22 protein-coding genes are annotated in these 23,230 nt (G+C 73.2%); 16 read left to right on the top strand and 6 right to left on the bottom strand.

All coding sequences use genetic code 11. The features are described from left to right. The first annotated feature begins 60 nt into the window (after nucleotides 1-60). Both ACZ7LU_RS18095 and ACZ7LU_RS18090 read left to right on the top strand, forming a co-directional pair. Complete coding sequence (locus ACZ7LU_RS18095) at nucleotides 61-804, top strand: aspartate racemase/maleate isomerase family protein (protein WP_471917201.1); 744 nt, start codon at nucleotides 61-63, stop codon at nucleotides 802-804. Next, nucleotides 791-2,212, top strand: a complete 1,422-nt coding sequence (locus ACZ7LU_RS18090) for a UbiD family decarboxylase (protein WP_471917200.1) — start codon at nucleotides 791-793, stop codon at nucleotides 2,210-2,212. The genes ACZ7LU_RS18095 and ACZ7LU_RS18090 overlap by 14 nt, the downstream gene beginning before the upstream one ends. Nucleotides 2,213-2,227: 15 nt before the next feature. Here ACZ7LU_RS18090 and ACZ7LU_RS18085 read toward each other — a convergent pair whose 3' ends face one another. After that, nucleotides 2,228-2,599, bottom strand: a complete 372-nt coding sequence (locus ACZ7LU_RS18085; protein WP_471917199.1) for a DUF488 domain-containing protein — start codon at nucleotides 2,597-2,599, stop codon at nucleotides 2,228-2,230. A 96-nt stretch (nucleotides 2,600-2,695) separates the two neighbouring features. Here ACZ7LU_RS18085 and ACZ7LU_RS18080 point away from each other — a divergent pair, with 96 nt between their 5' ends. The 5 genes from ACZ7LU_RS18080 (at nucleotide 2,696) to ACZ7LU_RS18060 (ending at nucleotide 9,572) form a co-directional block, all read left to right on the top strand. Next, nucleotides 2,696-4,249, top strand: coding sequence for a phosphatase PAP2 family protein (locus ACZ7LU_RS18080; RefSeq protein ID WP_471917198.1), 1,554 nt, complete (start codon nucleotides 2,696-2,698; stop codon nucleotides 4,247-4,249). Nucleotides 4,250-4,333: 84 nt separating this feature from the next. Beyond that, nucleotides 4,334-5,011, top strand: coding sequence for a GntR family transcriptional regulator (locus ACZ7LU_RS18075; protein WP_471917197.1), 678 nt, complete (start codon nucleotides 4,334-4,336; stop codon nucleotides 5,009-5,011). 123 nt (nucleotides 5,012-5,134) lie between these two features. Then, nucleotides 5,135-7,822, top strand: a complete 2,688-nt coding sequence (gene aceE / locus ACZ7LU_RS18070) for a pyruvate dehydrogenase (acetyl-transferring), homodimeric type (protein ID WP_471917196.1) — start codon at nucleotides 5,135-5,137, stop codon at nucleotides 7,820-7,822. Nucleotides 7,823-7,878: 56 nt separating this feature from the next. Then, nucleotides 7,879-8,517, top strand: coding sequence for a PadR family transcriptional regulator (locus tag ACZ7LU_RS18065; RefSeq protein ID WP_471917195.1), 639 nt, complete (start codon nucleotides 7,879-7,881; stop codon nucleotides 8,515-8,517). Nucleotides 8,518-8,888: 371 nt separating this feature from the next. After that, complete coding sequence (locus ACZ7LU_RS18060; RefSeq protein WP_468331319.1) at nucleotides 8,889-9,572, top strand: glycerophosphodiester phosphodiesterase; 684 nt, start codon at nucleotides 8,889-8,891, stop codon at nucleotides 9,570-9,572. 40 nt (nucleotides 9,573-9,612) lie between these two features. Here ACZ7LU_RS18060 and ACZ7LU_RS18055 read toward each other — a convergent pair whose 3' ends face one another. Then, nucleotides 9,613-10,164 (bottom strand): GNAT family N-acetyltransferase, encoded by a 552-nt coding sequence (locus ACZ7LU_RS18055; RefSeq protein ID WP_398308365.1) that lies wholly within the window; start codon nucleotides 10,162-10,164, stop codon nucleotides 9,613-9,615. A gap of 83 nt (nucleotides 10,165-10,247) precedes the next feature. Between ACZ7LU_RS18055 and ACZ7LU_RS18050 the strand changes: the two genes are divergently transcribed. Beyond that, nucleotides 10,248-10,640: a VOC family protein gene (locus ACZ7LU_RS18050; protein ID WP_471917194.1), complete on the top strand. Its 393-nt coding sequence runs from the start codon at nucleotides 10,248-10,250 to the stop codon at nucleotides 10,638-10,640. Nucleotides 10,641-10,843: 203 nt separating this feature from the next. Then, the gene (locus ACZ7LU_RS18045; protein WP_398308369.1) at nucleotides 10,844-12,187 is read left to right on the top strand and encodes an NAD(P)/FAD-dependent oxidoreductase; all 1,344 of its coding nucleotides are present in this window, start codon (nucleotides 10,844-10,846) and stop codon (nucleotides 12,185-12,187) included. A gap of 51 nt (nucleotides 12,188-12,238) precedes the next feature. Here the strand turns inward: ACZ7LU_RS18045 and ACZ7LU_RS18040 are convergent, their stop codons facing one another. Beyond that, nucleotides 12,239-12,775 carry a MarR family winged helix-turn-helix transcriptional regulator gene (locus tag ACZ7LU_RS18040; protein ID WP_362999416.1) on the bottom strand — a complete coding sequence of 179 codons (537 nt, stop codon included), beginning with the start codon at nucleotides 12,773-12,775 and terminating at the stop codon, nucleotides 12,239-12,241. Continuing rightward, complete coding sequence (locus ACZ7LU_RS18035; protein WP_471917193.1) at nucleotides 12,772-14,514, bottom strand: FUSC family protein; 1,743 nt, start codon at nucleotides 14,512-14,514, stop codon at nucleotides 12,772-12,774. The genes ACZ7LU_RS18040 and ACZ7LU_RS18035 overlap by 4 nt, the downstream gene beginning before the upstream one ends. Before the next feature lie 157 nt (nucleotides 14,515-14,671). Here ACZ7LU_RS18035 and ACZ7LU_RS18030 point away from each other — a divergent pair, with 157 nt between their 5' ends. Then, entirely contained in the window at nucleotides 14,672-15,226 is a 555-nt protein-coding gene (locus ACZ7LU_RS18030; protein ID WP_398308373.1) for a DUF5134 domain-containing protein, read from the top strand. A gap of 24 nt (nucleotides 15,227-15,250) precedes the next feature. On the opposite strand, the gene ACZ7LU_RS18025 is transcribed toward ACZ7LU_RS18030, so the two are convergent. Further along, a complete protein-coding gene (locus ACZ7LU_RS18025) occupies nucleotides 15,251-15,889 on the bottom strand; it encodes an HAD family hydrolase (protein ID WP_471917754.1) in 639 nt (212 codons plus the stop codon). Nucleotides 15,890-16,033: 144 nt separating this feature from the next. Between ACZ7LU_RS18025 and ACZ7LU_RS18020 the strand changes: the two genes are divergently transcribed. The 4 genes from ACZ7LU_RS18020 to ACZ7LU_RS18005 all read left to right on the top strand — a co-directional run bounded on the left by ACZ7LU_RS18020 (nucleotide 16,034) and on the right by ACZ7LU_RS18005 (nucleotide 19,330). Beyond that, nucleotides 16,034-16,969, top strand: a complete 936-nt coding sequence (locus tag ACZ7LU_RS18020) for a M56 family metallopeptidase (protein WP_468090327.1) — start codon at nucleotides 16,034-16,036, stop codon at nucleotides 16,967-16,969. Nucleotides 16,970-17,060: 91 nt separating this feature from the next. Then, the gene (locus ACZ7LU_RS18015) at nucleotides 17,061-17,777 is read left to right on the top strand and encodes a phosphatase PAP2 family protein (protein WP_471917192.1); all 717 of its coding nucleotides are present in this window, start codon (nucleotides 17,061-17,063) and stop codon (nucleotides 17,775-17,777) included. 39 nt (nucleotides 17,778-17,816) lie between these two features. After that, nucleotides 17,817-18,512 carry an HAD family hydrolase gene (locus tag ACZ7LU_RS18010; protein WP_471917191.1) on the top strand — a complete coding sequence of 232 codons (696 nt, stop codon included), beginning with the start codon at nucleotides 17,817-17,819 and terminating at the stop codon, nucleotides 18,510-18,512. Nucleotides 18,513-18,670: 158 nt separating this feature from the next. Continuing rightward, entirely contained in the window at nucleotides 18,671-19,330 is a 660-nt protein-coding gene (locus ACZ7LU_RS18005) for a TetR/AcrR family transcriptional regulator (protein WP_398308381.1), read from the top strand. On the opposite strand, the gene ACZ7LU_RS18000 is transcribed toward ACZ7LU_RS18005, so the two are convergent. Continuing rightward, nucleotides 19,327-20,829, bottom strand: coding sequence for an LVIVD repeat-containing protein (locus tag ACZ7LU_RS18000; protein ID WP_398308383.1), 1,503 nt, complete (start codon nucleotides 20,827-20,829; stop codon nucleotides 19,327-19,329). The two genes, ACZ7LU_RS18005 and ACZ7LU_RS18000, sit on opposite strands and share 4 nt — an antisense overlap. A 174-nt stretch (nucleotides 20,830-21,003) precedes the next feature. On the opposite strand from ACZ7LU_RS18000, the gene ACZ7LU_RS17995 reads away from it, so the two are divergent. Continuing rightward, nucleotides 21,004-21,663 (top strand): DUF305 domain-containing protein, encoded by a 660-nt coding sequence (locus tag ACZ7LU_RS17995; protein ID WP_471917753.1) that lies wholly within the window; start codon nucleotides 21,004-21,006, stop codon nucleotides 21,661-21,663. A gap of 144 nt (nucleotides 21,664-21,807) precedes the next feature. Continuing rightward, entirely contained in the window at nucleotides 21,808-23,184 is a 1,377-nt protein-coding gene (locus ACZ7LU_RS17990; RefSeq protein WP_471917190.1) for an FAD-dependent oxidoreductase, read from the top strand. Nucleotides 23,185-23,230 lie beyond the last annotated feature (46 nt).

Here is a 23,230-nt window from a genome sequence, read left to right as displayed (position 1 = left end):
CCGGGGGCGGCCCGCTCTGCCCTCTGCCCGTCTGCACGGCGACGAGAAACGGACTTCCCCATGCGGCGCATCGGCCACCTCCTCCCCTCCACCTCACTCGGCGCCGAGCGCTGGGCGGCGCAGATCTGCGCGCCCCTCTCGGTGGAAGCCGTGCACCCCACAGCGCGGGCCGCGCTGCCGGAGCAGCTGTGCGGTCCGGCGATCGCGGGCGCTCAGGCGGCCGAACTGGCGCGCGGCGCGGCGCAGTTGGCGCAGGCGGGCGCGGACGCCGTCGTGTGGAACGGCGGCTCGTGCGGGCTGCACGGCCTGGCGCACGCCCGGGCCGTCGCCCGCACGATCGAGGCCACGGCGGGCGTGCCGGCCTCCACGGTCACGCTCGGCCAGCTCGACCTCCTGGCCCGCCACGCCCTGCCCTCGCTGGCGCTGGTCACCGCGGGCTCGCGGGAGGGCGCCGGGCGCGTCGCCGACACGTACGTCGCCGCGGGACTGCGCGTCACCTCGGTCACCGCGCTCGGTCTGGGGACGCCTCGGGAGGCGGCGGAGCTGCCGGTGGCGCGGTTGCGGCGGCTGCTGCTCGACGCCGGCACCGGCGACGCGCGGTGTCTGGTGGTGGCGGGCACGGAGCTGCCGGTGGCGCCGGTGGCGGCGCTCGTGGAGCGGGAGCTCGGCAAGCCGGTGTTCGACGGGGCGCGGGTCGCGGTGCACACGGGCCTGGAGCTCCTCGGCCTGCATGTCAACTCCCCTGCCTGGGGCGGGCTGTTCGCCTCCGGCGCCCACGCGGGAGTGTGCTGTGACACGCACTGACGGGGCATCCGCCGAGGCGGCCACATACACGAGTGCCCAGGATCTGCGCGCGTTCCTGCGCGCCCACGGCCCCGGGCAGGCCGACGACGTACTGACCGTGGAGCGGGAGATCGAGGGCGAGGACGTGGCCGCGCTGGTCATGGAGCTCGCCGGGCGGGGCCGGGCCGACCTCCTTGTGTGCCCGCGGGTCAAGGGGCTCGGCACGACGCTGATCACCAATGTCTTCGCCTCGCGGGACCGCATCGCCCGGCTGCTCGGCACCGACCGCGCGGGGCTGCACCACGCCTACCAGGCGGCCGCCGCGCGCCGCCGGGAGCCGCGCGTGGTCGCCGACGGACCGGTCCTGGAGGTGGTGGAGGAGGGCGACGCGGTGGACCTCGGCACGCTGCCGCTCATCCGGCACTTCGCCTCCGACCGCGCCCCCTACATCACCAACGGCATCATCACGGCGGAGGCACCGCCCGCCACGCCCGGCCGCGCGGGCAACCTCAGCTACCACCGCTCCATGGTCCACTCCCACACCGAACTCGCCACGAGCCTGCACTCGCGCGGCCATCTGTGGCAGCTCCTGAGGCTCGCCGAGGCGCGGGGCGAGGTGCTGCCGGTGGCGATGGTGATCGGCGCGCACCCGCTGTTCCTGCTCGCCGCGTCGGCCCGGGTCGGTCCCGACGTCGATGAACGCACCATCGCGGGCGGCCTGTTCGGAGCGCCCCTCGATGTCGTGCGGACCCCGCGCCGGGGCATCCGGGTGCCGGCCGGGGCCGAGATCGTCCTGGAGGGGTTCATCGATCCGGGGCGGCGGGCGGCGGAAGGGCCGTTCGGGGAGTTCTCCGGCTACTCCTCCGACCGCTCCACCAACAACGTCCTCACCGTGGAGACGGTCCTGCGCCGCCGTGACGCCCTCCTCCTCGACGTCGTCGGCGGCAACACGGCCGAGCACCTCAACCTCGCCAGGCTGCCCCGCGAGGCGGAGATGGCCGACCAGCTCCGCCGCCGCTTTCCCGAGGTCACCGCCCTGCACTACCCCACCTCCGGGACGCACTTCCACGCGTACGTCGCCCTGCGCCAGGCCCGCCCCGGCCAGGCGCGGCAGATCATGCTGGCGCTGCTCGGCTGGGACCCGTATCTGAAGACCGTCGTCGCGGTCGACGAGGACGTGGACGTCACCCGTGACGCGGACGTGCTGTGGGCGATGGCGGCCCATCTGCAGCCGCACCGCGACGTGTTCGTCGTGGACGGCCTGCCCGGCAGCCCCCTCGATCCGTCGTCGACCACGGACGGCACGACATCCCGCATGGCCCTGGACGCGACGCGGGGCGCGGACTTCCACGGCGTACGCATCCGCGTGGAGCCGCGGCGCATGGAGACCGCGCGGCGCCTGCTCGACGGGGAGGCGCCACGCGGCTGACCTCTCCGCGCCGGCTCACGGTGACTTCAGTACGTCGACCAGGACCCGCACATGTCCGCGCGGCAGGTCCTTGGTCGCCGTGAGCAGGGTCAGCCGCCCCGCGCGTGCGACGGCGCGCAGCCGGTCCAGCTCCGCCGCCCGGTCGTCGTCCGCCAGTTCCTGCCGGTAGCGCTCGGCGAACGCGTCGAACCGCTCGGGGTCGTGGTCGTACCAGCGACGCAGTTCGGCGGAGGGCGCCAGCTCCTTGTCCCACGTGTCGAGAGCGGCCCGCTCCTTGGAGACGCCCCGCGGCCACAGCCGGTCGACGAGGACCCGGGCCCCGTCGTCCCGCTCCGCGGTCTCGTAGATCCGCTTGACCTGTACGTCGAGGGGGCGGCTCGTCATCATGTCGACATTGTCCGTCCGCCGGGCGGGGACCGCGCGCGTGACCCGTTCGGGCGAGCAGCGCGGGCCGCGGCCCTCGCGCCCTGTTCCAGTGAGGCCATGAGGCGACGGATCAGCAGCATCGACCGGCGGTGGTTCGCGCGGGTGGCGTCCGCGCGGCTGCCCGGCGCGGACCAGGTGCTGCCGCCGCTCAGCGCGGCGGCCGACCACGGGCGGCTCTGGCTCGGTTCGGCGGCGGCCCTCGCGGCCGTCGGCGGCCCCGCGGCCCGGCGCGCCGCGCGGCGCGGAGCGGGCTCCCTCGCGCTGGCCTCGCTGACGACGAACGTGGTGGCGAAGTACGCGGTGCGCCGGCGCAGGCCCGGCCTCGACGCGGTGCCCGTGGTGCGGCGTCTTTCGAAGGCGCCGTGGACGTCGTCGTTCCCGTCCGGGCACTCCGCGTCGGCGGCGGCGTTCGCCGTGGGGGTGGCCCTGGAGGCGCCCCGGTACGGCGCGCTGATCGCGCCGGTCGCGGCGGCCGTGGCCTTCTCCAGGGTGTACGTGGGGGTCCACTATCCCGGCGACGTGCTCGCGGGCTGTGCGCTGGGGGCGGCGGCCGCCGCGGTCACCTGCTACTGGTGGCCGCCGCGCCCCTCGCCCGCGCGGCTGCGGCGGACCCGGGTGCGGGTGCCCGCCCTGCCGGAGGGCGAGGGTCTCGTCGTGGTCCTCAACTCCGGTTCCGGAAAGGGCGTGCCGGGGCGGCTGCCCGCGCGCGAGCACCTGGAGCTGCTGCTGCCGAAGGCCGAGATCGTGGCGTGCGACCCGGGGGACGACCTCCGCGAGGTGCTGGACAAGGCGGTGGCGCGGGCGACCGGGTCGGCCGGTGTGCTCGGCGTCTGCGGCGGCGACGGCACGGTGAACGCGGTCGCCCGGCGGGCCGCGGATGCCGGGCTCCCGCTTGCGGTGTTCCCCGGCGGCACCCTCAACCACTTCGCCCTCGACGTGGGTGTGCCCACCTTCGAGGACACCGCGCACGCCGTGCTGCGGGGCGAGGCCGTCCGCGTCGACCTGGCACGGGCGCGCGACGGCGAGGGCACGGACGTGACCGGCTTCGTCAACACCTTCAGCATCGGGCTCTATCCGGAACTGGTGGGCAGGCGCGAGAAGTTGGAGGGCCGCATCGGCAAGTGGCCCGCGGCGGCGTGGTCGGTCGTGGAGGTGCTGCGGACGGCGACACCGCTGCGGATCCGGCTCGACGGCCACGACCGTGTGCTGTGGCTGCTCTTCGCGGGCAACGGTCAGTACGTGCCGGACGGCCTCGCGCCCACGCACCGGCCCCGCATGGACGACGGTCTGCTCGACATCCGCACCGTCGACGCCGAGGCGCCGCTCGCCCGCACCCGCGTCGCCCTCTCCGCCCTGGGCGGCGCGCTGCGGCGCTCCCGGGTCTTCCGCGCCGAGCGGGTCGAACAGCTCGGGCTCAGCGGCCTGGAGGACGTGGCCACCCTGGCGTACGACGGCGAGACCGCACCCGCACCGGACGCCCTGCTCCTCGACAAGCGGCACGCCGCGCTGACGGTCTACAGCCCGGCCGCCCGCCTGGACGAGATCGCACAGCGGGCCCGCACCATGACACGGGCGGCCAACCGCCGTCCCCCGCGCCGCGATCCGGCCTGATCCCTGTCGCTCTCGCCCCTCGGCCAGGTACCGTACGGTCTCAGATGATCGATCATAGTTGATTTATGCCACCGGAGACCTCAGATGAACGCCGATGTACCGACCCGGATCCCTTCCGTCCCCGCCCCCGTGGCTCGCGTCCCCCTCAGCGAGCAGGTGCGCGACTTCGTCCTCGAAGGCCTGCTGAACGGCCGCTGGCAGCCCGGCGACCGGATCGTGGAGCGCCGCATCGGCATGGAGCTCGGCGTGAGCCAGACGCCCATCCGCGAGGCGCTGCGCGATCTGCAGGCCATGCAGCTGGTCGAGTCGATCCCCAACAAGGGCATGCGCGTCAAGGAGCTGACACCCGGACAGCTCACCGAGGTGTATCCGGTGCGGGCCGCCCTGGAGAAGCTCGCCGCCGAGCTGGCGGTGCACCGGATGGGCGGCGACGTGGCCGTACTGGAGCACCATCTGCGGCGGCTGCGGGAGTTGGCGGACGCGGCCGACATCGACGGGCAGATCCACCACGGCGTGGAGTTCCACCGCGAGATCGTTCGCGCCTCCGGCAATCAGGTGCTGCTGCGCAACTGGGAATCCCTCGCCATCGAGCTGTGGACCCGGCTCTCCCTGAAGTGGCTGCGCACCGAGCCGCACGAGAACGCGTGCGACCACGAGGCCATCGTCGAGGCCTTCCGTCGGCAGGATCCGTATGTGGGCCGGCTGGTGCAGCTGCACGTACTGAACTACGCGTCGGCGTCAGCCTCCCGCGATGCGAAATGATCGATCATCGCTCATTACTGACGAGTAAGCGTTGACCCCACGTATCTACGACTCCTAGATTCGGATGTACGGAAACGATTTTCCACATCCTGGAATTCGTGGGTACGTGAAAGGGGATCACCCGTGTCCCAGCTCGACCAACTTCCCGACCAGGACCCGACCGAGGTCGCCGAATGGCGCGAATCTCTGGACGCGGCCGCCCGGTTCGGCGGTCCCGGCCGCGCCGCGCACCTGCTGCGCCGGCTCGCCGAGCACGCCCTGCAGACCGGGATCGACCTCCCGCCCCTGCTCGAGACACCGTACGTCAACACCATCCCGACCGCCGCCGAGCCCGCCTTCCCCGGCGACGAGGCGATGGAGGCCCGGATCACGGCCTGGAACCGCTGGAACGCCGCCGCGATGGTCACTCGCGGCAACCAGCGCGGCGGGCTCGGCGGGCACATGGCCACCTTCGCCTCCGCCGCCTGGCTCTACGAAGTGGGCTTCCAGCACTTCTTCCGCGGCAAGGAAGCCGACCACTCCGGCGACCAGCTGTACGTCCAAGGGCACGCGTCGCCCGGCATCTACGCCCGCGCGTTCCTCGAAGGCCGCCTGACCGAGGGCCAGTTGGACCGCTTCCGGCAGGAGGCGGGCGGCGACGGACTGCCCTCCTACCCACACCCGCGGCGGCTGCCCTGGCTGTGGGAGTTCCCCACCGTGTCGATGGGCCTCGGCCCGCTCTCCGCGATCTATCAGGCGCGCTTCAACCGCTATCTGGAACACCGCGGCATCAAGGACACCTCCGGCTCGCACGTCTGGGCCTTCCTCGGCGACGGCGAGATGGACGAGCCCGAGGCGACCGCAGCCCTTGCGCTCGCCGCTCGCGAGGAGCTCGACAACCTCACCTTCGTCATCAACTGCAACCTGCAGCGCCTCGACGGTCCCGTGCGCGGCAACTTCAAGATCGTGCAGGAGCTGGAGCGGCAGTTCCGCGCCGCCGGCTGGAACGTCGTCAAGTCACTGTGGGGCTCGGCCTGGGACCGGCTCCTCGCCCTGGACACCGACGGGGCGCTCGTGCGACATCTGGGGCGGATCCCCGACGGCCAGTTCCAGACCTTCGCCGCCCGCGACGGCGCCTACATCCGCGAGCGCCTCCTCGGCGCCGACCCGGCGCTGCGCCCCCTGGCCGACCGGCTCACCGACGCACAGCTCGAAGAGATCATCGGGACGTCGCGCGGCGGTCACGAGCCGCGCAAGGTGTACGCCGCGTACCGCGCCGCCGTCGAGCACCGAGGGGCACCGACCGTCGTCCTCGTCCAGACCGTCAAGGGCTGGACGCTCGGCCCCGGCTTCGAGTCGCGCAACGCCAACCACCAGATGAAGAAGCTCTCGGGCAAGGAGTTCCGCGCCATGCGCGACCTGCTCGAACTCCCCATCCCCGACAGCGCGTTGACCGACGAGCTGGTGCCGTACGCGCATCCGGGCGAGGACTCCCCCGAGCTCGCCTACCTCCGTGAGCGGCGTGCCGCGCTCGGCGGCCCCGCCCCCTCCCGCACGGTCGTCGCCAAGCCGCTGCGGGTCACCGGCTCCGCCGTGGCAGACAAGGCCTTCGCCGCGCTGAAGAAGGGCTCGGGCACGCAGGAGATCGCCACCACCATGGCGTTCGTACGGCTGGTCAAGGAGCTGATGCGGGACAAGGAGACGGGCAGGCGCTGGGTGCCGATCGTGCCGGACGAGGCCCGTACGTTCGGCATGGAGTCGCTGTTCCCGTCGGCCGGGATCTACTCGCCGCTCGGCCAGACCTACGACCCGGTCGACCGCGACCAGCTCCTCTACTACAAGGAGGCGCGCGACGGCCAGATCCTCAACGAGGGCATCACGGAGGCCGGTTCGCTCGCGTCGCTGACCGCGGCGGCCACCTCGTACGCCACCCACGCCGAGCCGATGATCCCGTTCTACATCTTCTACTCGATGTTCGGCTGGCAGCGGACGGCCGATCAGTTCTGGGCGCTCGGCGACCAGTTGGGCCGCGGCTTCGTCATCGGCGCGACGGCGGGGCGGACCACGATGACCGGCGAGGGCCTGCAGCACGCCGACGGGCACTCGCACCTGATCGCCTCGACCAATCCGGCCGCGATCAGTTACGACCCCGCGTTCGCGTACGAGGTCGCAGTGATCGTCGAGGACGGCCTGCGCCGCATGTTCGGCCCCGACGCCGAGGACGTCTTCTACTACCTCACCGTCTACAACGAGACGAAGGTCCAGCCGCCGATGCCGCCCGGCGACGGCGTGGAGGAGGGCATCCGGCGCGGCCTGTACCGCTACAAGGAGGCCGCGTCCCCGGCCCCCGACGCCCCGCGACTGCAGCTCCTGGCGTCCGGCACGGCCATCCACTGGGCCCTGGAGGCCCAGCGACTCCTCGATGAGGACTGGGGTGTCGCGGCCGATGTGTGGTCGGCGCCGTCCTGGACCGAGCTGCGCCGCGACGCACTGGCCTGCGACGCCGCGAACCTCGCGGCCGCGTCCCACGAGACGGGGGCGGGCGGCCGTGTCCCGTACGTCACGCGGTCCCTGGCGGGCGCCCCCGGCCCGGTGGTGGCGGTGAGCGACTGGATGCGGGCCGTGCCCGACCAGATCCGGCCGTGGGTCGAGCAGGACTGGACGTCCATCGGCACGGACGGGTACGGCCTCTCCGACAGCCGCGAGAACGCCCGCCGCCACTTCGGCGTGGACGCCCAGTCGATCGCGGTCGCCGCCCTGGCCGCCCTCGCGCGCCGCGGCGACGTCAAACCGGAGACGGTGCGGGAGGCCGCCGCGCGCTACGGCCGGTAGGCGCCGGTCGGGCACGCCCTTGCGCCGGGAGCGTGCCGTTCACTTCAATGCGGCGTATGGCAGCCCGTCGAACGACCTCGCAGCAGCAGGTGGCCGCTGACTCCAACGGAACCCCTGACGGCGGACTGCCGCCGACCGCGTGGGCCGTGCTCGGGCTGCTCTCCTTCCCCGGGGAGCGGACCGGGTACGAGCTCAAGAAGTGGGCCGACGCCTCGCTCCGCTTCTTCTACTGGTCGCCCGCCATCAGTCAGATCTACGCCGAGCTGCGCCGCCTCGAAGCGCTCGGGTACGCCACGTCACGGCGCTCGGGGCCGGAGGCGCCCCGCACCAAGCGCGCGTACGCCATCACGGATGCGGGCCGCGCCGCGCTGGCCGCCTGGGCGGGCGGCGGCGAGGACGTGGGCCCGCCCGTCCTCAAGCATCCGCTGCTGCTGCGGATCTGGCTCGGGCACCTCACCGCCCCGGAGCAGTTGCGGGCACTGGTCGCCGGGCACATCGCGCGCACCGAGGACGAGCTGCGGGAGGTCAGGGCCGCGCTCGCGCGGGCGGACGGCGCGCCGGCGTGGTCCCACCCCCTGGTCGCGCTGCGGTGGAGCGAGCGGCGCCTGGAGTCGGAGGTGGAGCTGGCGGAGGCAATGCTCGACGACCTCGACAACCTCGGCGAGCTGGACGCGGAGACGGCCGCGCCGAACTGACCGCACCGAATCGACCGTGCCGAACCGACCGCGCGCCGACCGCGAAAGCGCGTCCGGTCAACGCGTGGAGGACTCGCCCACGCCCGGGTGAAGCGACTCGCCCCGGCGGCGCTCCCGGCGGTAGGACGGACGGGCCAGCCGTCCCCCGTCGTACGGAGCCGCGTACCCGTGAGCACCCGCGCCGTCCTTGTCGCCGCCCTGATCACCGGGCTCCTGCTCGGCATCTCGGGAACCAGAGCGGACAGCTCCACTCACTCGCGTCCACCCGGTTCCCACGCCGAGGCGGGCCATTAGGCTGCGACATTGCCGCACGGCTTCATCCGTCCTCGCCGCGCGGTCGCCGAGCCTCCGTCGACGGAAGCGAGTGGATCTTGAACTTCCTCACCATCGGTCATCGCGGGGTCATGGGTGTCGAACCCGAGAACACCCTCCGTTCGTTCGTCGCCGCGCAGGCGGCGGGCCTCGATCTCATCGAGCTCGATCTGCATCTGAGCAAGGACGGCGCCCTCGTCGTCATGCACGACGCCGACGTGGCCCGCACGACCGACGGCAAAGGGCCGATCGCCGAGAAGACCCTCGCCGAACTGCGCGAGCTCGACGCAGGACGCGGCGAGCGCGTCCCCGTCTTCGAAGAGGTCCTCGACGCGGTGAAGGCGCCGCTGCAGGCCGAGATCAAGGACGTCGCCGCCGCGCGCGCCCTCGCCGAGGTCATGCACCGCCGCGACCTGGTCTCCCGGGTGGAGGTGATCTCCTTCCACGACGAGGCGATCGCCGAGATCGCGCGCCTGGTCCCCGGGGTGCGCACCGCGCTCGTCGCCAGCCGCTACGGAACCGACGTCGTGCAGCGCGCCACCGCCGTCGGCGCCACCACGCTCGTCCTGAACATCCGGCGCCTGACCCTGGAGATCGTCGAGCACGCCAGGAAGGCCGACCTGCGGATCATCGGCTGGGTCGTGAACACGCAGGACGACCTGCGTCTCGTCCGGGCGCTGCAGCTGGACGGGGCGACCACCGACTACCCCGAGATCAAGCGGACCGGCCGCTTCACGGCCTAGCCGCGGCTCGGCGCGGCTCCGCGCGGACTCGGCCCCGGCCTCAGCCGATGTCCTTGACCAGCAGTTCGAACTGCAGGTCGTCGCGCTGCGGGATGCCGAAGCGCTCGTCGCCGTACGGGAAGGGCGTCATCTTTCCCGTACGGCGGTAGCCGCGCCGCTCGTACCAGGCGATGAGGTCCTCGCGGGCGGATATCACCGTCATGTGCATCTCGCGGACGCCCCACGTCTCGCGCGCCGTCCGCTCGGCCTCGGCGATGATCTCCTTGCCGAGTCCCGCGCCCTGCAGCGCCGGGCTCACCGCGAACATGCCGAAGTAGGCGTGGTCACCGCGGTGGGCGAGCTGGCAGCAGGCGACGAGGACGCCGTCCCGCTCGACGGCGAGCAGCCGGCTCGTGGGCGACTCGATGACCTCGACGACGCCCTGCGGGTCGGTGCGCTGCCCCTCCAGGAGGTCCGCCTCGGTGGTCCACCCGGCCCTGCTGGCGTCCCCTCGGTACGCCGACTCGATGAGCGCGACGAGCGCGTCGACGTCGGCGGTGTCGGCGTCGCGGTAGGTGAGTTCGCCGGAAGCGGGGCGCGGGGCGGTGTCCATGGAGCTGACTCTCCGAAACTCTTGGCGCGATATGGGGCGCCGTCGAGCCTAACGCCCGGCGGGGGCGGCTAGGGTGCGGCCGCATGGTGCACGTACTGAGCGGCAGGACGCTGCTGCGCCCCACGGATCCGGAGCGCTCCCGCGCCTTCTACGGCGAGGCGCTGGGACTCGCCGTTCACCGGGAGTTCGGCACCGGCCCCGAGCGCGGCACCGTCTACTTCCTCGGCGGCGGCTTCCTGGAGCTCTCCGGCCGCTCCGCCACCCCGCCCGCCCCCGGGATGCAGCTGTGGCTCCAGGTGGCCGATGTCGGGGCGGCACACGCGGAACTCGTGGAGCGCGGCGTCGAGGTGCTGCGCCCGCCTGTCCAGGAGCCGTGGGGGCTGATCGAGATGTGGATCGCGGACCCGGACGGCGTCCGGATCGTCCTCGTCGAGATCCCCCGCGACCATCCCCTGCGCTACCGCCCCGGGATCTGAGGCGGACCGTGCGTCCCCGCGGGCAGAACGGCGCACGCGTGTGAAGCACGTCACACGCGCAATCCATCCGGGATGCAGGGGTACATGGCCACGGGTACGGTCCGCAGAAGATCTTCCACAGCCCTGACAGGCCCGACGGCCCAGAACCCGACAGGCCCGACAGCCCTGAAGTCGATCTCCAATCAGCCCAGGAGAGACATCACATGGCAGCTCCCCGGATCCTCATCGTCGGCGGCGGATTCGCCGGCATGGAGTGCGCTCACAAGCTGGAGAAGAAGCTCTCGCCACACGAGGCGGAGCTGCGGCTGATCAGCCCGATGGACCACCAGCTCTATCTGCCTCTGCTGCCGCACGTCGCCTCCGGAGTCCTCACTCCACAGTCGGTCGCGGTGCCGCTGCGCCGGATGCTGCGGCGCACCAGGATCGTGCCCGGCGGCGCCATCGGCGTCGACCCCAAGGCCAAGGCCGTGGTCGTACGGAAGATCAACGGCGAGGAGGTCGTGGAGCGCTACGACTACCTGGTCCTGACCCCCGGCAGCGTCACGCGGCAGTTCGACATCCCCGGCGTCGACAAGCACGCGGTGGGCGTCAAGACGCTCGCGGAGGCCGCCTGGATCCGCGACCACGTCATCTCCCAGCTGGACCTGGCGGCGGCGAGCACGAGCCGCGAGGAGCGCGAGCAGCGGCTGCAGTTCGTGGTGGTCGGCGGCGGGTACGCGGGCGTGGAGACGGCCGCGTACCTCCAGCGGCTGACGTGTGCCGCCGTCAAGCGCTATCCGGGCCTCGACGTGTCGCAGATCAAGTGGCACGTGGTGGATGTCGCTCCGAAGCTGATGCCCGAGCTGGGCGAGCGGCTCGGCGACAAGGCGATGGAGATCCTCCAGCGCCGGGGCGTGAACGTCTCGCTCGGCGTTTCCGTGGCGAAGGCGACCGAGGACACCGTCACGCTCACCGACGACCGCGTCCTGCCGTGCCGCACGCTGATCTGGACCGCGGGCGTCGCGCCCAGTCCGCTCATCGCGACGCTGGGCGCCGAGACGAACCGGGGGCGGCTCGTCGTCCGGCCCGACCTGACGGTTCCCGGGCTCGACGGCGTCTTCGCGCTCGGCGACGCGGCGGCCGTGCCGGACGTGGTCAAGGGCGGCGACGCGATCTGCCCGCCGACCGCCCAGCACGCCATGCGCCAGGGCTGGGCCGCGGCGAAGAACGTCCTCGCGGCGCTGCGCGGCTTCCCGCTCGCCGACTACCGGCACAAGGACATGGGCCTGGTCGTCGACCTCGGCGGCATCCAGGCGGTGTCCAAGCCCATGGGCGTACAGCTGACGGGGCTGCCGGCCCAGGTCGTGGCGCGCGGCTACCACCTGGGCGCCCTGCGCACCGTGACCGCACGCTTCCGCACGGCCGCCAACTGGGGGCTCAACGCGCTCGCGGGCGACGACTACGTCCGCACCGGCTTCCAGGCCCAGCGCCCCGCCACGCTCAAGGACTTCGAGATGACCGACGCGTATCTGACACCGGAGGAGATCAGCAAGCGCGTGGCGGCCTGAGCCCCAGTCCACCGACTCTTGGCGGCTCGGCGCCCGGCGCCCGCGTCGCTCTCAGCCCCGGCGCACCCCGAGGCGGCCCTCCAGCTGGGCGAGCAGCTCCCCGAGGAGCCCGCTCAGTTGGCCCTGCCCGGCTCCGTCGAGGACGGACAGCACGACGGTCTCGTACGCGAGCTGTTCGGGCAGGATCGCGTCGACGAGGTCGCGCCCGGCCTCGGTCAGGCCGACGTGGGCGACCCGGCGGTCCCGCGCGTCGGCGCGCCGGTCGACCAGCTCCCTCTCCTGGAGCAGTTTGAGGCGCTTGGTGACGGCGGCGCCGGAGGAGAAGGTCTCGCGGGCCAGCTCGCCGGGCGTCAGCTCGTGCCCGGTGCGGCGCAACGCCCCGAGCAGGTCGAACTCGGCGCGGGTCAGGCCCGCGCGGCGCAGCGGGGCGTCCTCGGCCTGCTGGAGGAGGGCCGCGCAGCGGTTGATGCGGCCGATGACCTCCATGGGTCCGGTGTCGATGTCGGGCCGCACCGCTCGCCACTGCCGCACCACCGCGGCCACGGTGTCGCCACCGGGGCCGGCCACCGGGCCGTTCTCCGTCGTCATGCTCGTGCGCCCTCCCAGGCGTCGGCGGCTTCCTCGCGGGGCCGCGTCCCCTGACCGTTCTCACCGCGCTGACCAGTGGGTCGGCGGACCATCGCCGCGAGCGTACGGTGTCCGGCGCGCTCGGCGTCGAGCACCCGCTGTTCGGGCAGGGCGCGCTGCCACCATTCGCCGGCCGCGGCGTCGGCGGAGGCGCGCAGTTCGACGAGGGCGGCGGTGAGGCGGCGCCGCGCGGGTTCGACCGGACCCGCCCCGGCGAGCCCGGCCTCGGCCTGCTCCCTGGCCCGGTCGGTGGCCTCGATGGCCCGCTCTATGTGGTCGGCGGCGCGCCGGTTGGTGACGAGGACCGCGGCCGCGACGCCGAGCACGGCGCCGACGAGGGTGTCCACGACGCGGTCGATGATCAGTTCGCCGGGCTGCTGGAGGCGTGCGAACTCGGTGACGAGCAGCGCCATCGGCGTCACGCACACGCTGCCGAGCCAGTAGTTGCGGGTGATCAGCGCCTCCGCCCCGAAGGCGAGGACCAGGCAGCTGACGATGAGCTCGGCGTGGCCCAGGTGGGCGAACGGCGCGATGGCGGCGAAGGCGCACACCCCGACGAGGTTGCCGACCACGCGCTGCACGCCGCGGTTCCAGGTGAGGGTGAGATTGGCCTGGTAGAGGGAGGCCGCGGTGACCAGGGCCCAGTAGGGGCGGCCGATGCCGAGCGCGAGCGAGGCGTAGCCGGCGAGGGCGCAGCCGACGGCGGTGCGCAGCGCGATGGGCAGCAGCGGGGAGCCGGGGGCGAGCCGCCGCCACAGCGGAACCTTCGGAGCGGCGAGTTCGGCGTCGAGGCCGAGGAGTTCGTCCTCCTCCCCGGGGTGGACGCCGCCGGGGCGCGGCACGGCGCCCGTGCCGCGCAGCCCTGCCGCCCAGGAGCGCAGCGCGGCGGGGTCCGCCCCGGCGGGCGCGGCGAGGGCTTCCTCGGCGCGGACGACGAGCCGGGACAGGGCGCGCCGGGCCGCCGTGGTGCGGGCGCCGGTGGCGAGCAGTGACTGCCAGGCGGCGTGCACGGCGCCGGCCGCGGCGGCGCGGGCCCGCTCGGTGCCGGGCGCGTCGGCGTCGGCGCACGCGGCCTCGGCGTACGCGGCGGTGGCGTTCAGGGCGCGTGCGGTGGCGCGGCGCTCGGGTCCGTGCGGGCGGAGCAGGGCCGGTGCCATGCCGACGAGCCAGGCCAGGGCACCGCCGGTGAGGGTCAGCGCGAGGTGGCCGGGGACCTGGCCCATGGTCTGCGGCGCGAAGAGGCTCGCGGAGCTGATGAAGGTGAAGATCAGGTGCCCGGGCGGCCCGACGCGGGTGGCGTCGCAGAGCGTCTTCTGCGCGGCGGCGAGCAGCGCGCCGACCGCGACGAGGACCGCGGCGGAGCTGGTCAGCGAGGCTGTGACCAGGGCGACGGCGACGCTCGCGGTCATCCCCGCGACGACGCCGGCCAGGACCCGGGCGCGGGCGGCGTAGGGGAGGTTGTGGGCGTACAGGGCGCAGAAGGACCCGGCCATCGTGTACATCACCAGGTCGAGCCGCCCGAGGGCGAGCAGCGTCAGGTTCGGTGCCGCGTTGGCCACGACCACGCTGGTCGCGGGCTTGAACCAGATGTCGGACGGCTTGCCGGGGCGCAGCACACCGGCGAGCGGGAGCCGGCGGACGCGGGCAGGGCGGGGAGAGGGGTGCGGGGACGGGTTCAGGGACGGCGGCGTACTGCTCATACCCAAAAGGTTAGCAAGTGTTTTACCCGCAAACGATCTGGGTCGGGAGCGCCCCCGGGCCGCTCCCCCGCGCTCCCCTTGCACCCCTGTGCGCTCGCGTACGGCCCCGCGGACCCGGGCATCGACCCGACGACACCGTCTACAGGGGGAGGGTGCGGTGCACGGACCTGCACAGGCCGCCTGGCTGCTCGTCGCGCTGTGCGCGGCGACCGGGGCCTACTGTCTGCTGCGCATGCGCAGCCGGATCGAGGAACAGCGCCGCACGGCCGGCGGCGAGGCGCTCATGGGGTTCGGGATGGCGGTGATGGCGGTGCCCGCGGCCGTGGTCGCGCCGCCGCGCTGGGCGTGGCTGGTCTACGCCGCGGTGTTCGGCGCGGCCGCGCTGCACACCGCGCGGGCCGCCCGCACGAACCGCCACCACCTCCACCACCTGGTCGGCGCGTCCGCCATGGTCTACATGTCGGTGGCGATGGCCGCGGCACCCGGCGCGCACGCGGGGCACGGCGCCACCGGCGTCCCGCTGCTCACCGGCGCGCTCCTGCTCTACTTCGCCGGGTACGTCCTGTGGTCGGGCGCGCGCCTCGCACCCCGGGCGGTCGCCGCGACGGCGGGCGGTGCCGCGGTGCCGGGGTGGGCGGACCGCCCCGAGGTGGCGTCGGCGTGCCGGGTGTCGATGGGGATAGGGATGGTGGCGATGCTGCTCACGCTGTAGGCGCCGCCCGCGCCCCGGCGCGGTTCAGTGGTCGATCAGCCCCGCCAGCGCGGTGAGACTTTCGATGCGCCAGTCCACCGCGTCGGCGACGGCCGGGTCGTTCGCCCAGAAGTGCCCCCACGGGCCGCGCCGGATGTGGGCCGCGAGCAGCCCCGCCCGCTTGGCGGGGAACACGTCGTGCGCGGGGTGGTCGCCGACGTACAGGGTCTCCTGCGGTCCGGCCTGGGCCACTTCGAGCACCCTGGTGAAGAAGGCGGGATCCGGCTTGGCCACGCCCCAGTCGCCCGACGTGACGACGAGGTCGGCGGGCAGGTCGAGGTCGCGCAGGAGCTCGGCCGCGCGCGGCGTCCCGTTTCCGGCGACGACGACGCGGACGCCCAGCTTCTGGAGACCGCCGAGGGCGGGCCGCACGTCGGCGTAGAGGTCGGCCTCGCCCAGGTGCTCGCCCCGGCCCGCGGTCTCGCGGGCGTGGTAGGCGGAGGCGATGTCCATGTCCGGGCTGACGAACCGCAGCGCGTCGGCGCCGTCGCCGCCCTGCGCGACGGCGGCGCCGACGAGCGCGGAGAGGGTGTGGCGCGGCACCTGCAGCCAGTCCGCCCAGGCCGCCCAGTAGCGGTCGTCTTTGGTGAGGGTCTCCCCCACGTCGAACACGATGGTCTCGATCACCGTCCGCACACTAACGCCGTCCCGGCCCGTGGGCCGCGGTCGTCACTCGTACGTGAGATACGCCCGTGTCGGCCGTGGCGTGCGTCACTTGGGACGGCAGCCCATACCCTCGGGTAGCCCGACCCTCATAGGCTGGGCCGCATGATGGTCCCCGTCGCGCTGTTGCTGCTGGGCGCCCTGACCGCTGTCGTCGCCCCCCGGATGCTCGCGCGGGCCGACTGGCCGGAGCGCGAACCCGTGGTCGCGCTGTGGGCATGGCAGTGCGTCGTGGCGGGTGTCCTGCTCTGCTGCGCGCTCTCGATGACGCTGAGCGCCGCCGCCGCGTGGCAGGCCGTGCGCGGACACGTCTTCGCCCCCGCTCCGCACGGCGTGGTCGAGGCGTACGCCCTGCAGGCGCCCGGCCCTTGGGCCGCGGCGACCGCTGTGGCGCTGGCCTGCGGAGGCGTGTGGACGGCGGTCATGCTGACCCGGGAGATCGCCCGGGCGCGGGCCCGGCGGTCCGGCCGCCGGTCCGAACTGCTCGTACGGTCGCCTTTGTTGCCCGGCGAGGAGCCGGGGAGCAACCGTCTCGTGGTCCTGGAGGGTGAGCGCCCCGACGCCTGGTGGCTGCCCGGCCAGGCGCCTCAACTGGTCATCACCACCGCCGCGTTGCGGCGCCTGAAGGGCCGTCAGCTCGATGCCGTCCTCGCGCACGAGCAGGGGCACGCACAGGCCAGGCACGACTGGCTGCTGCACTGCTCGGGCGCGCTGGCCGTCGGGTTCCCGCAGGTGCGGGTCTTCGCGGCGTTCCGTGCGGAGATGCACCGCCTGGTGGAGCTCGCCGCCGACGACGTGGCGTCGCGCCGCTTCGGCCGGCTGACGATCGCCCTCGCCCTGGTCGAACTCAACGAGGACCGCGGCGTGTTCGGCCCCTGCCCGGCCCATCAGGCGCACGTCCCGCAGCGCGTGCACCGGCTGCTCGCGGCCCGCCCGCGCCTCACCGCGGGACGCAGGCTGCGCCTGACGGCGACGGCGGCGCTCGTGCCGGTGATCCCCGTCCTGGTCACGTTCGTGCCGGGCCTGCGCGCACTGGGGTAGGAAGCTATCCCGAAGCCTTCCTGGGGCCGACACGCGCCCGGCCCCGCCCCCGGGATGGCCTCCGCCCCGCCCCGTCGGCGAGGATCAACGCATGTACCCCGCGCCCCCCGACTCCCCGACCCGACCGCCCGGCTCCCGCGCCGCCGTCACCGCGGCGGCCCTCGCCGTGCCGTCGCTCCTGCTGCTCCTCCTCGTCGCACTGGAGTGGCGGCCCCTGCTCTCACTCGACGGCGACATCGCGCGCACCACGCACCGCTGGGCGGTGGACGATCCCACCACCACGCGGGTCAGCCGGATCCTCACCGACTGGGTGTGGGACCCATGGACGATGCGCGCGCTGACCGCGGTGGTGGTGATCTGGCTCGTGGTGCGCGGGGCGCGGTTGCTCGCGCTCTGGGTCGCCGGCGCCTGCCTGACCGGGTCGGTCGTGCAGCAGGGGCTCAAGGCGGCGGTCGACCGGCCGCGCCCGGTGTGGCCGGACCCGGTGGACTCCGCGCACTACGCGGCGTTCCCCTCGGGGCACGCGATGACGGCGGCGCTCGTCTGCGGACTGCTCCTGTGGCTGCTGCGCGTGCACGGCGCGGGCCCCGCCCTGTGGCGGACCGGCCTGGGTCTCGCCGCGATCTCCGTCGCCGGGGTGGGCCTGACCCGGATCTGGCTCGGCGTGCACTGGCCCTCGGACGTCGTGGGCGGTTGGCTGCTCGGGGCCCTGACAGTGGCGCTGACGGTGGCGACGTACGCGTACGGCCCCGGCAGGCACACCACGGAGAACACACACGACACGCACGACACGGACGGCACGGGCTGACCGCTCTCCCCCTCGACGACGCATCGGAGGACTCCGCACATGACGATCAAAGGCGTGCTCTTCGACTTCTCCGGGACGCTGTTCCGGATCGAGTCGGCCGATTCCTGGCTGGGGGCCGTGCTCGGCGAGCTCGAAGTGGCGTTGCCCGACGAGGAGTCGGGGCCTGCCGCCGAGGCGCTGGAGAGGGCGGGCGCGCTGCCCGGCGGGGCCCACCCCGTCGCCGTGCCCGGGCACCTCGCCGGCCTGTGGGCCGTCCGTGACCGGAGCGCGGAGCTGCACCGCGCCGCGTACACCGGCCTCGCCCGCGAGGTGCCGCTGCCCGATCAGCGGCTGTACGACGCGCTGTACGACCGGCACATGACGCCTCCCGCGTGGCAGCCCTACGCCGACGCCGCGGAGGTCCTCAGGGGGCTGCGGGAGCGGGGCATCCGTGTCGCGGTGGTCAGCAACATCGGCTGGGACCTGCGGCCCGTCTTCCGCGCCCACGGGCTCGATCCGTACGTCGACGCGTACGTCCTGTCGTACGAACACGAGATCCAGAAGCCCGACACGCGCCTCTTCGCGCTGGCCTGTGACGCGCTCGGGGTCGACCCGCGGGACACCCTCATGGTCGGTGACGACCGGGGAGCCGACGGGGGCGCGGCCGGCCTCGGGTGCGCGGTGCACTTCGTCGACCACCTTCCGGTGGACCGGCGCCCGGACGCCCTGCGCCCCGTGCTCGGCCTCGTCGGATGACGGACGGCCTGACGGGCGCACGCCTGTGGGCAGGCAACACTCCCCCGCGGTGCTGCCTGCCCCAGGCTCCAGCGACCCGTGCGAGGTCTCTGTCGAGACGCCGCCTCGGGACGCACTGAGTATATTGGCTCGGAGCCAGTCAACGCAGGAGTTACAGGATGTCCCCGCGTAGCCCATCGGTCAATGAAGAATTGCGCAGACGTTCCCGGGAGCGGCTGCTGCAGGCGACGGTGGAGCTGGTGGGCGAGCGGGGCTACGAGGCCACGACGCTCGGCCACATCGCGGACCGGGCGGGCGCCGCCCGTGGACTGGTGTCGTACTACTTCCCCGGCAAGCGCCAGCTGCTGCAGTCCGCGGTGCACCGGCTGATGCACCGCACGCTGGAGGCGGCGCTGGAGCGGGAGCCGCGCACCGAGGACGGGCGCGAGCGGATGGCGCGGGCCATCGACGCGATCCTGGGGCTGGCCGTCGACGAGCCGCTGCTCATGCGGACGCACATGGCGGGCATCCTGCAGGCGGAGGGCTTCGTGCAGTGCCCGGAGCAGCAGCGGCTCGCGGAGCTGCTGCGCGACACCGTCGTGCGGTACGGCTCGCCCGACGTGGACCGGGACTACCCGCTGCTGCGGGCGCTCCTGATGGGCGCGGTCTTCGCGCTGCTCATCCCGGGGGCGCCGATGCCGCTGGTGACGCTGCGGGCCGAGCTGTTCCAGCGGTACGAGCTGGACTGGGGGCTCGGAGTCCCGCCGGGCGGCGCACCACCCGACGGGACCTCGGCGAACCGGCCGATGGGGCCTCTGCCCTCGGTCCGGCCCGGCTAGTCGAAGTAGTCCGGCTGCGTCTGGACGTTGAGCTCGTGCAGGCGGACCCGCTGTGCGGGGTCGGTCCGCTTGTCGTTGATCTTCAGGACGTCGAGGCCCTTGGCCATGTCGTTGGAGTAGACGCGGCCGTTGTAGTAGTACGCCGACCAGGAACCGCCGGTCGTGATCTTGTCGGTGGTGAGCGGTCCGCGCTCGAAGTAGCCGATCTCCTTGGGCTTCCTGGAGTCGGTGAAGTCCCAGACGGAGACGCCGCCCTGGTACCAGGCCTGCACCATGAGGTCCTTGCCCCTGACCGGGATCAGCGAGCCGTTGTGGGCCACGCAGTTCTCGGTGTCCGCCTGGTGGCGGGGGATCTTGAAGTAGCTCTTGAAGACCAGCTTGCGCTTGTCGCCCTTGCCCCGGATGTCGTAGATGCCGTTGGCGCCGCGCTCGGGGCCGGTGGCCGCGTTGCAGGTGGCGCCGGAGCCGCCGCCGAGCTCGTCGGTGAAGACGACCTTGTCCGCCTTCTGGTTGAAGGTCGCCGAGTGCCAGAACGCGAAGTTGGTGTTGTCCTGGACCTGGTCGATGATCTTCGGGTTCTCCGGGTCCTCGATGGAGAAGAGGATGCCGTCGCCCATGCAGGCGCCCGCCGCGAGGTCCTCGGAGGGCAGCACGGTGATGTCGTGGCAGCCGCTGGTCTTGCGGACGCCCGGGTTGGTGGGCCCGCCCGGGTTGCCGCCGCCGTCGGGGCCCTCACCGGGGAAGAGCACGGGGAAGTTCACGACCGCCGCCCGCTCCGGGGCCTTGCGCGGCACCTTGATGACGGAGATGCCGTCGTGCGGCGGCTGGCAGTCGGGGAACGCGGCGTCCGGGGAGTACGAGGAGACGTACACGTAGACGTTCCTGCGCTCCGGCACCAGCGTGTGCGTGTGCGAGCCGCAGGCGGTCTCGACGGCGGAGACGTACTTGGGGTTCGCCTTGTCGCTGATGTCGAAGATCTTCATGCCCTCCCAGGAGGACTTCTCCGTCGCGGGCTGCGTGGTGCTGTTGCAGGAGTTGTCGCTGCGCGAGGAGTCCGTGGAGAGGAAGAGGAGGTCACCGGAGACGGAGACGTCGTTCTGCGAACCCGGGCACAGGACCTGAGACACCGTCCTGGGCGCCTTCGGGTTGCTGATGTCGAAGATCCGGAAGCCGTCGTAGTTACCGGCGAAGGCGTACTTGCCCTGGAACGCGAGGTCCGTGTTGTTGCCGGGCAGTGCGTCCTTGGGGATGTTGGCCAGGTGCTCGATGTTGTCCGAGTGGGCGATCTCGTCGGGCGCGGGTATCTCCCCGCGTTCGACGGCCTGTCTGGTCCGGTCGGCGTCGCTCTTGGAGACGCTCTTGGGTGCGGCGGGAGTGTCACCGGGATCGGGGACGGCTCCCGCGGGCGCCGCGGTCAGCAGCGCGGCCAGCAGTCCGGCTGCCGCCGTGCCGACTGCCAGCCGTCTGCGCCGGGTTCGGGGGTTGCTCAACAGGGTCACTGCGTCCTCCCTTGTCGCCGTTCACAGGGGAACGGGTCACGGACACCCGAAGTATCGTGCTCATCATGCACATATCAATAGGGGGCGGCAGGCTCTTAAATAGGGGGCAGCAGACTCTTCACCGGAGTTGCGAACGGACTTGCAAACGGATGTGTGAACAGCCAGGAGGCCGCTGTGCTCAACCGTCGTACGCCCGCCGTCACCGCGCTCGTGGCCGCCGCGGCCCTCGTCCTCGCGGGGTGTGACTCCGGCACGGGCGGCGGAGGCGGGTCCGACGCCGGGCGCGAGGCGTCACCGGGGCCTTCGGTGATCGCGCCGGGCAAGCCGGGCGAGACCGCGGCGACGATGTCCGCGAAGGACGCCGCGCGGCAGAGATCCGAGGACGACTCCCCCAACACGGCCGACTTCACCTACACGCAGATGATGATCGTGCACCACGGCCAGGCCCTGCGGATGACCGAACTGGCCCCGAAGCGGGCCGGTTCGAGCCGGATCAAGCGGCTCGCGTCGCGCATCGGCGCGGCCCAGCGCCCGGAGATCGACGCGATGAAGGGCTGGCTCAAGAAGCACGGCGGCCCGCGCGGGCACGCGGGGCACGATCACGCGACGATGCCGGGCATGGCCGGCGAGGCACAGCTGAAGCAGTTGCGCGCCGCGAGGGGCAAGGCGTTCGACCAGCTCTTCCTGAAGCTGATGATCACGCATCACAGCGGGGCGGTCACGATGGCCTCGGACGTGCTCTCCGAGGGCAACAACATCCAGGTCGAGGAGATGGCGAACGACGTCGTGGCACAGCAGTCGAGCGAGATCGGCAGGATGCGGGAGATGGGGTGACGACATCCGCGCCCCCGGCACTCCCCCTGGCCGGCCGAGGCTTGTGACGGCGCGTGCACGGACAGGCGCACACCCCTGACATCGCGCGGCTCCCGGTGCGATCCTGAAACCGTCCCGAGCGCGTCTCGCGGAAGGAGCACCACAGTGCTGCAGGTCGCCGTCGTCGGTTCCGGCCCCAGCGGGGTGTACGCCGCACAGTCCCTCGTCCAGCAGGACCGCGTGCCGGACGTGCGGGTCGACGTGCTCGACCGGCTCCCCTGCCCGTACGGCCTGGTGCGCTACGGGGTCGCGCCGGACCACGAGAAGATCAAGTCGCTGCAGAACAATCTGCGCACGGTCCTCGAACACGAGCGCGTCCGCTTTCTCGGCTCCCTGGAGATCGGCTCCGGCGCCCTCACCCCGGCCCGGCTGCTCGACCTCTACCACGCGGTGGTCTACTGCGTCGGCGCGGCGGCGGACCGCAGGCTCGGGGTGCCCGGCGAGGATCTCCCGGGCAGCTATTCGGCGACCGAGTTCGTCTCCTGGTACAGCGCGCATCCGGACGCGCTGACGGACGGATACGCGCAGGACGGGTTCGTGCGGGACGTGGAGTCAGCCGTCGTGATCGGCGTCGGCAACGTCGCGGTGGACGTGGCCCGCATGCTGGTCCGCGGCGCCGCCGAACTGCTCCCCACCGACATGCCGGACGCGCCGCTCGGAGTGCTCGCGGGCAGCGGGGTGCGCGAGGTGTCCATGGTGGGGCGGCGCGGGCCCTCGCAGGCCCGGTTCACCACCAAGGAGCTGCGGGAGCTCGGCTCGCTGCCGGACACCGAGGTCGTGGTGGATCCGGCGGAGCTGGCGCTGGACCCCGCGTACACCGACCCTTCCGGGCTGCCCGCCGCGAGCCGCCGCAACGTGGAGGTGCTGCGCGGCTGGGCCGAGCGCCCGGTGCGGGGCCTGGCCCGGCGGATCAGGCTGCGCTTCTTCCTGCGGCCTGTCTCCCTGACGGCGGGGGCGGCGGGCCGCGTCGCCCTGACCCGGTTCGAGCGCACGCTGCCGGACGGCCGGGGCGGGGTGACGGGCTCCGGGCAGTACGAGGACATCCCCGCGCAGTTGGTGCTCCGCTCGGTCGGCTACCGCGGAGTGCCCCTGGCAGGGCTGCCGTTCGACGCGGAGCGGGGCACGGTGCCGCACGCGGCGGGACGGGTGCTGCGCGACGGCGTGCCGTCGCCCGGCGAGTACGTGGCGGGGTGGATCAAACGCGGCCCGACCGGCGTGATCGGCACGAACCGTCCGTGTTCCAAGGAGACGGCCCAGTCCCTGCTGGACGACGCGCCCGCCCTCGCCAGGAGGCAGCTCCCGGAGGACCCCCTGACGGCGCTGCGGGCCGCGGGACTGTGTCCGGTCGAGTGGCCGGGCTGGCTGGCCATCGAACGCGCGGAGGCCCGCCTGGGCCACTCCCTCGGCCGGAGTGTGGTGAAGATCCCGGACTGGGAGGGGCTGCGGGAGGCGGCGCGGGAGGTGTCGGGGCCGCAGAGCTAGGGACGGCCCGCCACGTGGCGGTGCCCGACGGCACACCGGCGGCCCC

It is taken from the genome of Streptomyces sp. NPDC039462 (assembly GCF_055639375.1).
This window is presented reverse-complemented; position numbering and strand designations above follow the sequence as displayed.

What these genes read in the sequence shown, in the direction of transcription:
- ACZ7LU_RS18095 (WP_471917201.1), top strand. Translation starts at nt 61, where the DNA reads ATGCGGCGCATCGGCCACCTCCTCCCCTCCACCTCACTCGGCGCCGAG.
- ACZ7LU_RS18085 (WP_471917199.1), bottom strand. Translation starts at nt 2,599, where the DNA reads ATGATGACGAGCCGCCCCCTCGACGTACAGGTCAAGCGGATCTACGAG.
- ACZ7LU_RS18080 (WP_471917198.1), top strand. Translation starts at nt 2,696, where the DNA reads ATGAGGCGACGGATCAGCAGCATCGACCGGCGGTGGTTCGCGCGGGTG.
- ACZ7LU_RS18075 (WP_471917197.1), top strand. Translation starts at nt 4,334, where the DNA reads ATGAACGCCGATGTACCGACCCGGATCCCTTCCGTCCCCGCCCCCGTG.
- ACZ7LU_RS18065 (WP_471917195.1), top strand. Translation starts at nt 7,879, where the DNA reads ATGGCAGCCCGTCGAACGACCTCGCAGCAGCAGGTGGCCGCTGACTCC.
- ACZ7LU_RS18055 (WP_398308365.1), bottom strand. Translation starts at nt 10,164, where the DNA reads ATGGACACCGCCCCGCGCCCCGCTTCCGGCGAACTCACCTACCGCGAC.
- ACZ7LU_RS18050 (WP_471917194.1), top strand. Translation starts at nt 10,248, where the DNA reads ATGGTGCACGTACTGAGCGGCAGGACGCTGCTGCGCCCCACGGATCCG.
- ACZ7LU_RS18045 (WP_398308369.1), top strand. Translation starts at nt 10,844, where the DNA reads ATGGCAGCTCCCCGGATCCTCATCGTCGGCGGCGGATTCGCCGGCATG.
- ACZ7LU_RS18040 (WP_362999416.1), bottom strand. Translation starts at nt 12,775, where the DNA reads ATGACGACGGAGAACGGCCCGGTGGCCGGCCCCGGTGGCGACACCGTG.
- ACZ7LU_RS18035 (WP_471917193.1), bottom strand. Translation starts at nt 14,514, where the DNA reads ATGAGCAGTACGCCGCCGTCCCTGAACCCGTCCCCGCACCCCTCTCCC.
- ACZ7LU_RS18020 (WP_468090327.1), top strand. Translation starts at nt 16,034, where the DNA reads ATGATGGTCCCCGTCGCGCTGTTGCTGCTGGGCGCCCTGACCGCTGTC.
- ACZ7LU_RS18015 (WP_471917192.1), top strand. Translation starts at nt 17,061, where the DNA reads ATGTACCCCGCGCCCCCCGACTCCCCGACCCGACCGCCCGGCTCCCGC.
- ACZ7LU_RS18010 (WP_471917191.1), top strand. Translation starts at nt 17,817, where the DNA reads ATGACGATCAAAGGCGTGCTCTTCGACTTCTCCGGGACGCTGTTCCGG.
- ACZ7LU_RS18005 (WP_398308381.1), top strand. Translation starts at nt 18,671, where the DNA reads ATGTCCCCGCGTAGCCCATCGGTCAATGAAGAATTGCGCAGACGTTCC.